Source organism: Vibrio sp. 10N.222.47.A9, assembly GCF_963872585.1.
Taxonomy (GTDB): Bacteria; Pseudomonadota; Gammaproteobacteria; order Enterobacterales; family Vibrionaceae; genus Vibrio; species Vibrio splendidus.
In genome coordinates, this window is sequence record NZ_CAWNBB010000070.1 from 64,413 (window position 1) to 76,562 (window position 12,150).

Here is a 12,150-nt window from a genome sequence, read left to right on the forward strand (position 1 = left end):
TAATGGCAACCTTTCGCCAGCTACATAAATTTGGTGGCAGCAGTTTAGCGAACCCTGAGTGTTACCAACGCGTGGTCAACATTCTTAGAGAATATTCATCAGCGACGGACTTGGTGGTGGTATCGGCCGCAGGCAAAACAACCAACCGCTTAATTGAGTTTGTTGAAGCGCTCGACAAAGATGGTCGTATTGCTCATGAATGCCTGCAAACCCTTCGTCAGTTTCAACTTGAACTGATTGAGGCTCTGCTTGAAGGTGAAGCCGCCTCGCAACTAACGGCAACCATCCAACAAGAATTTACCGCTTTGGGTGAGCTAACGGCTCCCTTGAGTGAAGCACAAAAAGCACAAGTACTGGGTCATGGTGAGGTTTGGTCTTCACGTTTGTTGGCGACGTTGTTATGCCAGCATGACTTACAAGCGGTTGCTCAAGATGCGCGTGCCTTTTTACGTGCAGAAGCGGGTGCTCAACCTGAAGTTGACCGCGCACGCTCTTATCCTCTGATTAAAGAAGCCTTGGCGCAGCATGCACATTGCCGCGTGGTAATTACAGGCTTTATGGCTCAGAACTGCGAAGGCGAAACGGTACTGCTTGGTCGTAACGGTTCGGATTACTCAGCAACCGTGATTGGTGCTCTGGCTGAAGTTGAACGCGTGACAATCTGGAGTGATGTGGCGGGCGTATACAGCGCAGACCCTCGTTTGGTTTCGGATGCGTGCTTATTACCTCTGCTTCGCCTTGATGAAGCCAGTGAATTAGCTCGTCTTGCGGCTCCAGTGCTACACAGCCGAACGCTACAGCCTGTCGCTCAAAGTGCTATGGATCTCAGCTTGCGCTGCAGCTACCAGCCGGAGGCGGGCTCTACACAGATAGAGCGAGTACTGGCATCGGGGCGTGGTGCAAAAATCATTACTTCTTTGGATGAAGTTCTTATCGTGCAACTGACTTTTGGTCACGGCCATGATTTCGACCGTCTGGAGAGTGAAGTCCTTGAAGGGCTTAAGCGTGCTCAATTAGAGCCGCTTGCTTATGAATTAGAACCCGATCAACACTGCTTGCGCCTTGCTTACACGGAAGAGATCGCTGGTGGTGCATTAGAATATCTACAAGACCACGCGATTGAAGCTGAGATTAAATTGAAAGAAGGTTTTTCTCTGATTGCTGCAGTGGGTGCGGGTGTGACTAAGAACCCGAACCATTGCTACGGTTTCTACCAGCAGCTGAAGAGCTCACCGGTGGAGTTCATTTCAGAAGCGAACTCAGGCTTAAGCTTGGTGGCCGTGATTCGTAAGAGTGAAACATCAAGCCTAGTGAAAGGTATTCACTCTCAACTGTTCCAAGCGCAGAAGCGTGTTGCGATTGCTTTGTGTGGTAAGGGCAACATTGGTTCAAGCTGGTTAAGCCTGTTTGCTGAGCAAAAAGCGGAACTTGAAAAGCGTCGTGGAATGAACTTTGAATTGGTTGCGGTGGTTGATAGCCAAACCTATTGGTTCGACGATCAAGGCATTGATGCGACTTCAGTTGGTAAACGTTTTGATGATGAAGCGATTGCCAACAATGGTAACGACTGGCTAGAGCGTTTAGGTTCTATTCAGGGTTACGATGAAGCTGTGGTACTCGATGTCACCGCAAGCCCTGTGCTTGCAGCAAAGTATCTGCAAATTGCACAACAAGGTATCCACCTGATCTCGGCTAACAAGGTGGCAGGATCTGCATCGAGCGAGTATTACCATCAGGTACAAGATGCTTTCGCTAAGATCAGCCGCCACTGGCTGTACAACGCGACAGTGGGTGCTGGTTTACCTATCAACCACACTGTGCGAGACCTGCGTGAGAGCGGTGACGATATCATTGCGCTGTCTGGTATCTTCTCTGGCACTTTATCTTGGTTGTTTCAACAGTTTGATGGCACGGTGCCATTCAGCGAGTTAGTCGATTTAGCGTGGCAACAAGGCCTGACTGAACCAGACCCAAGAGCTGACCTTGATGGCTCAGATGTCATGCGTAAGCTGGTGATTCTGGCGCGTGAATCGGGTTTGGATATCGAACCTGAAAACGTAAAAGTCGAATCGCTCGTACCTGCAGAGCTGCAAGAGCTATCGGTGGATGACTTCTTCGATAAAGCTTCTATTCTAAGCGAAGAGTTGGCTGAGCGTTTGGAAAAAGCGCACTCTCAACAGAAAGTTCTACGTTACGTAGCGCGTTTGGAGAAGAACGGTAAGGCAACCGTAGGCGTTGAAGCACTGTCTAAAGAGCACGCTCTGGCGAACCTGTTGCCTTGCGATAATATCTTTGCGATTGAGAGCAAATGGTACAAAGATAATCCATTGGTGATCCGTGGCCCAGGTGCAGGCCGTGAAGTCACAGCTGGCGCAATTCAATCTGACCTAAACAGAATGTCTAGCCTGTTTTGATTTTCAGATCGGTTGGTTTAGTGTCTAAATAGCATACTATTCACTAAGATAAATAAGGCTGAAAGCACGATGTGTTTGTCAGCCTTTTTTCTACATTATTTCTGCTTTGCGACCCATCTAACGACTTGAGTTTTGCTCACGATCTACTTGAGAAAAATTCATAATGGATCTGTTGACATTAAATCGTATTCAATACATTCTACAGACATATAGACGTCTAAACGTCGTTTAAGGATTTGAGTTTTAGTGGTTGCTTTTGCCACAGGGAGAGTAAGATGGGATACACACACGCTAGTCATATCGACGCTTTAAATCAGAATATCGCTGAGCTTTCTGACAACATCAATGTGTCATTTGAGTTTTTTCCACCAAGCAGTGAGAAGATGGAAGAGACCTTGTGGAACTCTGTTCACCGTCTTAAAACACTTCAACCAAAATTTGTATCGGTAACTTACGGTGCAAACTCGGGCGAACGTGACCGTACCCACTCAATCATTAAAGAAATTAAGAACCAAACTGGCCTAGTGGCTGCACCGCACCTCACATGTATTGATGCGAGTCGCGAAGAGCTGATTCAAATTGCCGACGATTACTGGGCAAATGGTATCGAGAGTATTGTTGCGCTGCGTGGTGACATTCCTGCAGGCGGCGGCGCGCCAGAGATGTACGCATCTGATCTAGTCGAGCTGCTTAAATCTCGCCATGACTTTGATATTTCAGTGGCGGCATTCCCTGAGGTTCACCCTGAAGCAAAAAGCGCTCAATCTGATCTAATTAACCTAAAGCGTAAAGTAGATGCCGGTGCTAACCGTGCCATCACTCAGTTCTTCTTCGATGTAGAAAGCTACCTACGCTTTCGTGACCGTTGTGTAGCGGCTGGTGTGGATGTTGAGATTGTTCCGGGCATCTTACCTGTTTCTAACTTCAAACAAGCGTCTCGTTTCGCTGCGATGAATAACGTAAAAGTACCGGGCTGGATGGCGAAGCAATTCGAAGGTTTGGATGATGATCCAACGACTCGCCAGTTAGTCGGTGCGAGCCAAGCGATCGATATGGTTCGTACGCTGAGCCGTGAAGGTGTGAAAGACTTCCACTTCTACACGCTAAACCGTGCAGAAATGACCTACGCACTTTGCCATACTCTAGGTGTTCGCCCACAAGTTGCTGCGCTGTAATTAAGCTTCAGTCTTGTTAAAGCGCTATTTGCTGTAAATATCAAATCCGATAGATACAAAAAAGGCTTGGACTCTAAGAGTTCAAGCCTTTTGCTTTTCTAGCTTAACTTAAGCAAGAGCACCAAGTTCAAGCAGTACTTCGTCCGCCCATACAATCCATGCTTCACGGATAAGTAGGTTACGACGAAGAGTTAGACGCTCAAGGCGTGCTTGCTTGTCTAGTGTAGATGGCGTTGCGTAGTAAGCCGCTTCGATTTCTTTGTAGTGAGAAACCAGTTTGCGAGACTCTTCAACTAGCTCAGCAAGTTGTACACGGTAAGCGTCAGCAGGTTGTACAGCACAAGCCATTAGCTTAGCTGAGAACTCGTCACGAACGGTTGGGTGTGCAGTTGGTTGTTCAAACCATTCACCTAGCGCGCCACGGCCTGCGTCAGTGATAGAGTAAACTTTACGATCAGGTTTGCCTTCTTGAGGCTCAAGCACGCAAGTTACCTGGTCGTTCTGAGCCATTTTATTTAGCTCGCGGTAAACTTGTTGGTGGCTAGCTTTCCAGAAGTAACCAATGCTTGAAGAGAATTCTTTTGTGATATCGTAACCAGTAGCATCGCGTGTACTTAAAACGGTTAGAATTACGTGTGGTAATGACATGTCTGAAATCCAAATGGTAAACAGTAAACAAATACTTAGACAACAAGTGTGCTTCTAATGGCACGTTATATTGGTTATGTCTAAGTAGCACCAACTCGGCGGTTGGTTATGTCACCTTACAAAGCCGTTTATCACCTAGGTTGACCAGTTTATAGGTCAAGTTGCTGCAGATTATTTTTTTGGAGTGTTTCCGCAGCGGAGCAGTAGTATATCTAAATAATAAGCATAAAGTAGAATACATGGACAAAATAACCCAAAAAACTGACAAAGTACTTACTAGCTGTTATCTGACGAAATAAAAAGGCCGCACATGGCGACCTTTTGTTCTTTTTGTAGATGAAAATGCTGATCAGGTTATAGTAGGAATCACTAATTAACCAGTGTTTCGCATACCTGCTGCAATACCTGCAATCGTCACCATTAGTGCTTCTTCTAGCTCTGCTGGTGGTGTTTCACACTTACGAGTACGGTAAAGCAGTTCCGCTTGAAGCATGTTTAGTGGCTCAACATAGATGTTACGTAGACGAATTGACTCAAGTCCCCAAGGGTCACTCTGCATCAGGTTCTCGTTGTTCTCTACATTTAGTACCGCTTTGATGTCTTTTTGCAGCTGTTCACGCAGTAACTCACCTAACGGCAGTAGTTCTTTATCAACAAGACGTTGGTCGTAGTACTTCGCAATTTCCATGTTGCACTTCGAGTACACCATTTCCAACATACCTAGACGAGTAGAGAAGAATGGCCATTCGCGACACATCTCTTCAAGTAGCGCTTGATGGCCTTGATCGACTGAGTATTGGATTGCTTCACCTGCACCTAACCATGCTGGAAGTACCAAACGGTTTTGGCTCCAAGAGAAGATCCATGGAATCGCACGTAAGCTTTCTACGCCACCGTTCGGGTTACGTTTTGCTGGGCGAGAACCGAGTGGCAGTTTGCCGAGCTCTAGCTCAGGTGTCGCTTGACGGAAGTAAGGTACAAATTTCTCTTCGCCACGAACCACGTTGCGGTAAGCCTCACAAGAAACTTGAGAAAGCACTTCCATTAGATCGCGCCACTCTTGCTTTGGCTCAGGTGGCGGCAGAAGGTTTGCTTCTAGAATCGCACTTGCGTATAGGTTGAAACTGTTTACGGCAACATCTGGCAAGCCAAGTTTAAAGCGGATCATTTCGCCTTGCTCTGTTACACGTAAGCCGCCTTTTAAACTCTTAGGTGGCTGAGAAAGAAGTGCAGCGTGCGCTGGCGCACCACCACGACCAACTGTACCGCCACGACCGTGGAATAGAGTCAGTTCAATGCCTTCTTCTTCACAAACCTTAACCAGCTTGTCCATTGCGTCGTATTGCGCCCAACCTGCAGACATTACGCCGGCATCTTTTGCTGAGTCAGAATACCCGATCATCACCATTTGGTGGTTCTGGATAAAGCCACGGTACAAATCGATGCTCATTAGCTGTTTCATTACTGCTTCTGAGTTGTTCAAGTCGTCCAGCGTTTCGAACAATGGACATACGTCCATGCGGTACGGGCAACCACATTCTTGCAGCAACAAGTGAACAGCCAGCACATCCGATGCTGTACGAGCCATAGAAATTACGTAAGCACCAAAGGCTTCACGAGGTTGAGCAGCAACGACCTTACAGGTGTCTAAAACCTCTTTGACCTGTTCAGATGGCTCCCAGTCGCGCGGTAGCAGTGGGCGTTTTGAGCTTAATTCATTGGTTAAGAAAGCAATTTTGTCTTGCTCGCACCACTGGTCGTAATCGCCAATGCCTAGGTAGCGAGTCAGTTCAGATAGGACATCTGAGTGACGTGTACTTTCTTGACGAACATCGAGACGAACTAAATGCACACCGAATGCTTTTAGGCGACGTAGGGTATCAAGCAGAGAACCATCCGCGATTACGCCCATGCCACATTCGTGCAGCGATTGGTAACACGCGTAAAGTGGTGTCCAAAGTTGGTCGATGTTCTGCAGTGTTTCTTTCTTCGGTACTTCAGCATCATGCAGTTTTGCGTCAAGCACTTCTAGCGTGTTGTTCAGCAGAGTGCGTAGGCTCTTAAGGATTGCACGGTAAGCTTCGTGCTCATCGCCAGCCAATTCACGAACGGCATCATTACACTTCGTCATCGACAGTTCGGTAATCAGCTCGTTCACATCACCTAGGTAAAGATCAGCGGCTTTCCAGCGAGATAGGCGCAGTACTTCTTTGGTGATGGTGTGCGTTACGAATGGGTTACCATCGCGGTCGCCACCCATCCAAGATGAGAAGTGAACTGGGCGCGCATCGATTGGTAGGCCTTCACCAAGGTAACCTTTTAGTCGGCCATCCATATCACGTAGGAAATCAGGCACGGCTTCCCATAGAGAGTTTTCTACAACCGCAAAGCCCCACTTAGCTTCATCAAGTGGTGTAGGGCGTTGCTGACGAATCACATCAGAGTGCCAACCTTGAGCGATAAGCTGCTCTAGGCGACGTTCGGTTTTCACGCGTTCTTTGTGTGATAGGTCGCTTAATTCTAATTTAGACAGACACTCGTTGATCTTAACCAGCTTGTTGATCATGGTTCGACGAGTGATTTCTGTTGGGTGAGCGGTCAAAACGAGTTCAATGTTCAGGTCGCGAACGGCTTGAGCCGCGTCTAGCTTGCTGATGTCATTTTGATTTAGTTTAGAAAATAGAGATTGCAGCACGTCTGGTTCGCAAACATGCTCCTCACAGTGGCGAGAGATGGTGTGGTATTGCTCTGCCATGTTGGTGAGGTTGAGAAATTGGTTAAATGCACGAGCAACAGGAGTGAGTTGTTCGTTCGGCAGGTTTTTGATTTCTTCAACTAGGCTGTCACGGTCAGCTTTGTTGCCTGCGCGGGCGGATTTGGAAAGTTTACGGATAGTCTCCACTTTCTCTAAGATAACGTCACCATGTGCATCTTGGATTGTGTTACCTAGCAAGCGTCCCAGCATGCTTACGTTACTCTTGAGAGCGGCGTATTTCTCGTTCATTGTCATCCTGCCTCGTAAAAAAATTACATCCATTGTTCCTTGTTAAGTACACAATCTAGCGAAAAGTGCTGTATCTAGTCAAATAAAGCATTCTAAGTTTGCAATTATTAGGTTTAAAAATGCGGGAGAAGTAAATTTTTCAAAACTTAGAGAAAAAGTGAAATTTAATTACAAGATCAGGCTGTGTCAGGGATAACAGAATAAAAGCCACCTTTTGGGGTGGCTTTTATACGAAAATATTGGAAGGGAAGTAATAACTAGAAACAATATTTACGGATCGATTTACTCAGAACATCAATTGTTGGGTCAATAAAATCGAAGCTTAAGAACTCATCCGGTTGGTGAGCTTGGTCAATTGAGCCTGGACCTAACACTAAAGTTGGGCATAACTCTTGAAGGAAAGGTGCTTCAGTACAGTAGTTCACGGTTTGCGATTCAGTTTCACACACCGATTCCATGCCACCGATAAATGGGTGATCGTGTTGACACTCGTAACCCGGAATAGGTTCGTGCAGTGGAGTAATCTCAATTCTGCCCGGCCATTTTGCTTCCACTTCTTTAAGTGCGCTGCGCAGCATGTTATCTAAGCCATCTAAGCTAATACCGGGCAAAGGACGAACGTCATAGTGTAGTTCACAGCAGCCACAGATACGGTTAGCGCTGTCGCCACCGTGAATATGACCAAGGTTTAGAGTAGGGCTTGGAATTGCAAAGCCTGGGTGATGGTACTCTTTGATTAGCTTGTCACGCAGCTGCATTAAAGCAAACAGCACTTCATGCATGATCTCAATGGCGTTGACGCCTAATGCCGGGTCAGAAGAGTGGCCTGACTTACCCGTTACTCGCACGGCATTGGCAACATGGCCTTTATGACCACGAATCGGCACGAGGCTGGTTGGCTCACCAATGATGCAGTAGTCCGGTTTAAATGGCGCATTTTCAGTGAAATGACGTGCACCTAACATAGTGGTTTCTTCGTCACAGGTTGCTAATACATAGAGCGGCTTGGTTTGCTTGCTCCAATCCATCTTCTTCGCGGCTTCATAAACGAAAGCGAAAAAGCCTTTCATATCGGCCGTGCCTAATCCGTAGAAGCGGTTGTTGTGTTCTGTTAGTGCGTGAGGATCGAAATTCCAACGTCCTTCATCAAATGGCACCGTATCGCTGTGTCCTGCAAGCAATAAGCCCCCTTCGCCAGAACCCATCTTTGCGACCATATTATGCTTGCCGGGTTCGACCTCTACCACCTCAACACTAAAGCCTACGTCTTTAAACCATTGAGCCATTTTTTCGATCACTTTCTCGTTGCCATGATCCCAGCTTGGATCGGTGGAGCTAATGGAGTCGGTGGAAATTAGGCCTTTATAGACCTCAAGAAAACTCGGTAATTGCATAATAACTTCACTTCTACTATTGACAGGAAAACCATAAGTCGGTAAAACACATATTAAATCATATTTAATGCATAAGAAATCAAATAAAGCTAAAAATTAAGTATGAATAGTCAAATTTGAAATGTAACTTACCTCAAGAATGGATGTGTTGAGATGTTGAAAACCACGATCATTGGCGCAAGCGGCTACACAGGAGCAGAACTGGCTCTAATGATAAATAGACACCCTGAGCTCACGCTATCAGGTTTATATGTCTCAGCCAATAGTGTAGACGCAGGCAAACCTATCGCTGCACTGCACGGTAAGTTAGCTGGCCTGATTGATATGCCAGTGCAACCTTTAACAAATCCGGAAGAAGTGGCTAAACAGTCTGATGTGGTTTTCTTAGCCACTGCACACGAGGTAAGTCACGACCTAGCGCCAATCTTCCTTGAGAACGATTGCCAAGTGTTCGACCTATCGGGTGCATTCAGAGTTAAAGGCGAAAACTTCTATCAAGAGTTTTACGGTTTTGAACATCAACACGAACAATGGCTAGACAAAGCGGCTTACGGTTTAGCTGAATGGAACGAACAAGAAATCAAAGAGGCTCAGCTTGTTGCAGTCGCGGGTTGTTACCCAACCGCATCCCAACTGGCGATTAAGCCTTTGGTTGAAGCGAAGTTACTGGATGAAAATCAATGGCCAGTGATTAACGCGACCAGTGGTGTCACTGGAGCAGGCCGCAAGGCGAGTATGGTCAACAGCTTCTGCGAAGTAAGCCTGCAAGCTTATGGTGTATTCAACCACCGTCATCAACCTGAAATGGCTGCACACCTAGGATGTGATGTGATTTTCACCCCGCACCTAGGCAACTTTAAGCGTGGCATTTTAGCGACTATTACCATGAAACTGGCTGACGGTGTGACAGAACAACAGATACAAGAGGCCTTCGAGCAAGCTTATCAAGGTAAACCAGCTGTGAGATTACTCGAAGAGACATTGCCAAGAATTCAAGATGTAGAACAAACACCTTTCTGCGATTTAGGCTGGAAGGTACAAGGTCAGCACATCATCGTTGTTTCAGCGATTGATAACTTATTAAAGGGTGCATCTAGTCAAGCGATGCAGTGTTTAAATTTACGTTATGGTTTTGTACCATTAACTGCGTTAGTGTAAGGAAATCTAGATATGAGCCTTAATAATCAACCATTAATCATAAAGTTAGGTGGCGCTGCGCTATCTTGTGGTGAAACACTTAGCAAGTTATTTGGTGCGATTTCAGCTTACCAACAGCAGGCACAGCGACCAATCGTGATTGTTCACGGCGGTGGTTACCTTGTTGATGGTTTGATGAATAAGTTGAGCCTTGAAACTGTTAAGAAAGAAGGGTTACGTGTTACTCCTTATGATCAGATTCCTGTGATCGCTGGTGCACTAGCGGGCACGGCCAACAAATTGCTTCAAGGTCAGGCGATTAAAGACGGCATCAACGCCGTTGGTTTGAGCCTAGCTGATGGTGGTCTATGTAAAGTCAGCGAGCTAAACCCTGAATTGGGTGCAGTAGGAAAAGCGGAGCCGGGCGACTCAACCGTCCTGCAAGCGATTCTTAATGCTGGCGCACTGCCAATCATTAGCTCGATTGGTTTGACTGAGCAAGGCCAACTGATGAACGTCAATGCAGACCAAGCTGCTGTAGCTGTAGCTGGCGCGCTTGATGCTGAACTGGTACTGCTTTCTGATGTCAGTGGGGTATTGGATGGTAAAGGCCACCTGATTCCAAGCCTTAATCAGCAACAAGCCGATGACCTTATTAAAGGTAAAGTGATTACCGATGGAATGATCGTGAAAGTACAAGCTGCACTAGAAGCGGCTAATGACCTAGGACGACCAATTGAAGTTGCAACCTGGCGATACCCAGACAAGCTGACACAACTTTTTGCAGGTAAGAGCATAGGAACACAGTTTTTACCTCAGTAGACCTCACTACGAGTGACTACTTAAAGAATTTAGATAAATAAATTAAATATATAATTATTAAAGTGATTTCCAACGCTGACCGCCATGTGCAGTATGGAAACTAGGAGAAAGAAAATGAGCAAAGTTAACGTAAAGAAAGTTGTAGTAGCCTACTCTGGCGGTCTAGATACATCAGTAATCATCCCATGGTTGAAAGAGAACTATGACTGCGAAGTTATCGCATTTGTTGCTGATGTAGGCCAAGGCGATGAAGAGCTGATTGGAATCGAAGAGAAAGCAAAAGCTTCTGGTGCGTCTGAGTGTTACATCGCTGACCTTAAAGAAGAGATGGTGGCAGATTACATCTACCCAACGCTTAAAACAGGTGCTTACTACGAAGGTAAATACTTGTTAGGTACTTCAATGGCTCGTCCAATCATTGCGAAAGCTCAGGTTGAAGTTGCACGTAAAGTAGGTGCAGACGCTCTATGTCACGGTTGTACAGGTAAGGGTAATGACCAAGTTCGTTTTGAAGGTGCATTTGCTGCACTAGCACCAGACCTACACGTAATTGCACCTTGGCGTGAATGGGATCTAGTAAGTCGTGAAGAGTGTCTAGATTACCTCGCAGAGCGTAACATCCCTTGTACGGCTTCTCTTACCAAGATTTACTCGCGTGATGCAAACGCATGGCATATCTCTACAGAAGGTGGTGTTCTAGAAAACACATGGAACGCACCTGATGAAGATTGCTGGGCTTGGACTGTAGACCCAGAGCAAGCGCCAAACGAATCTGAAACAGTGACGCTTAAAGTTGAAAAAGGTGAAGTGGTTGCGGTTGATGGCGAAACAATGACGCCATACAACGCGCTGGTTTACCTAAACGAGAAGGGTGCTAAACACGGTGTTGGTCGTATCGATATCGTAGAGAACCGTCTTGTTGGTATGAAGTCTCGTGGTTGTTACGAAACTCCAGGTGGCACAATCATGATGGAAGCACTACGTGCAGTAGAGCAATTGGTTCTTGATAAAGCGGCATTCGAATTCCGTGAAGAGCTGGGTGTTAAAGCTTCTCACCTTGTATACGATGGCCGTTGGTTCACTCCGCTATGTAAGTCAATTCTTGCAGCAACAGATGAGCTAGCACAAGACGTGAATGGTGAAGTGGTTATCAAACTTTACAAAGGCCATGCAACCGTGACTCAGAAGCGTTCTGACAACAGCCTGTACTCAGAAGAGTTTGCAACCTTTGGTGAAGATGAAGTTTACGACCAAAGCCACGCTGAAGGCTTCATCCGTCTTTACTCGCTATCAAGCCGTATCCGTGCTCTGAATAGCCAAAAGTAATCCGAACAATGAGTTAGTGAGCTAGCCTTTAGCGAAAGATTGAAGGCCAGTAAGCAGGCATCATTATGCTAAGCCCATTTACTATTGATTAGTGAATGGGCTTTTTGCTTTCTGTTTGTTTAATAAATCAGCTTCGGTTTTTACTGTCGAATGGCATATAATTCGCGCTCCACGCTGAAAATAATCAATGGATTGAGCCTTTGGTGAATAAATATGTGAAAATAATGAAT

At 46.1% G+C, this 12,150-nt stretch carries 8 protein-coding genes; 5 read left to right on the forward strand and 3 right to left on the reverse strand.

The genetic code is table 11. The features are described 5' to 3' along the window. Positions 1-2 precede the first annotated feature (2 nt). On the forward strand, positions 3-2,414 hold the full coding sequence (locus tag AACT19_RS21405) for a bifunctional aspartate kinase/homoserine dehydrogenase II (RefSeq protein ID WP_076648684.1): 2,412 nt from the start codon (positions 3-5) through the stop codon (positions 2,412-2,414). A gap of 275 nt (positions 2,415-2,689) precedes the next feature. Further along, the gene (gene metF, locus AACT19_RS21410) at positions 2,690-3,589 is read left to right on the forward strand and encodes a methylenetetrahydrofolate reductase (protein WP_004729683.1); all 900 of its coding nucleotides are present in this window, start codon (positions 2,690-2,692) and stop codon (positions 3,587-3,589) included. A 108-nt stretch (positions 3,590-3,697) separates the two neighbouring features. Here the strand turns inward: metF and AACT19_RS21415 are convergent, their stop codons facing one another. The 3 genes from AACT19_RS21415 to argE all read right to left on the reverse strand — a co-directional run bounded on the left by AACT19_RS21415 (position 3,698) and on the right by argE (position 8,635). After that, complete coding sequence (locus AACT19_RS21415; RefSeq protein ID WP_004729682.1) at positions 3,698-4,237, reverse strand: PadR family transcriptional regulator; 540 nt, start codon at positions 4,235-4,237, stop codon at positions 3,698-3,700. Positions 4,238-4,610: 373 nt separating this feature from the next. Further along, positions 4,611-7,247: a phosphoenolpyruvate carboxylase gene (ppc, locus tag AACT19_RS21420; RefSeq protein WP_207551976.1), complete on the reverse strand. Its 2,637-nt coding sequence runs from the start codon at positions 7,245-7,247 to the stop codon at positions 4,611-4,613. 251 nt (positions 7,248-7,498) lie between these two features. After that, the gene (gene argE, locus AACT19_RS21425) at positions 7,499-8,635 is read right to left on the reverse strand and encodes an acetylornithine deacetylase (RefSeq protein ID WP_076648686.1); all 1,137 of its coding nucleotides are present in this window, start codon (positions 8,633-8,635) and stop codon (positions 7,499-7,501) included. A gap of 153 nt (positions 8,636-8,788) precedes the next feature. Here argE and argC point away from each other — a divergent pair, with 153 nt between their 5' ends. From argC to AACT19_RS21440, 3 genes are all read left to right on the forward strand, one after another. Beyond that, positions 8,789-9,793, forward strand: a complete 1,005-nt coding sequence (gene argC, locus AACT19_RS21430) for an N-acetyl-gamma-glutamyl-phosphate reductase (protein ID WP_076648688.1) — start codon at positions 8,789-8,791, stop codon at positions 9,791-9,793. Positions 9,794-9,805: 12 nt separating this feature from the next. After that, a complete protein-coding gene (gene argB, locus AACT19_RS21435) occupies positions 9,806-10,594 on the forward strand; it encodes an acetylglutamate kinase (protein WP_076648690.1) in 789 nt (262 codons plus the stop codon). 114 nt (positions 10,595-10,708) lie between these two features. Continuing rightward, positions 10,709-11,920, forward strand: coding sequence for an argininosuccinate synthase (locus tag AACT19_RS21440; protein ID WP_009848894.1), 1,212 nt, complete (start codon positions 10,709-10,711; stop codon positions 11,918-11,920). Positions 11,921-12,150: the final 230 nt, after the last annotated feature.

Coding starts and splice junctions, on each gene's coding strand:
- AACT19_RS21415 (WP_004729682.1), bottom strand. CDS start 4,237: ATGTCATTACCACACGTAATTCTAACCGTTTTAAGTACACGCGATGCT.
- AACT19_RS21405 (WP_076648684.1), top strand. CDS start 3: ATGGCAACCTTTCGCCAGCTACATAAATTTGGTGGCAGCAGTTTAGCG.
- argE (WP_076648686.1), bottom strand. CDS start 8,635: ATGCAATTACCGAGTTTTCTTGAGGTCTATAAAGGCCTAATTTCCACC.
- ppc (WP_207551976.1), bottom strand. CDS start 7,247: ATGACAATGAACGAGAAATACGCCGCTCTCAAGAGTAACGTAAGCATG.
- argB (WP_076648690.1), top strand. CDS start 9,806: ATGAGCCTTAATAATCAACCATTAATCATAAAGTTAGGTGGCGCTGCG.
- metF (WP_004729683.1), top strand. CDS start 2,690: ATGGGATACACACACGCTAGTCATATCGACGCTTTAAATCAGAATATC.
- argC (WP_076648688.1), top strand. CDS start 8,789: ATGTTGAAAACCACGATCATTGGCGCAAGCGGCTACACAGGAGCAGAA.
- AACT19_RS21440 (WP_009848894.1), top strand. CDS start 10,709: ATGAGCAAAGTTAACGTAAAGAAAGTTGTAGTAGCCTACTCTGGCGGT.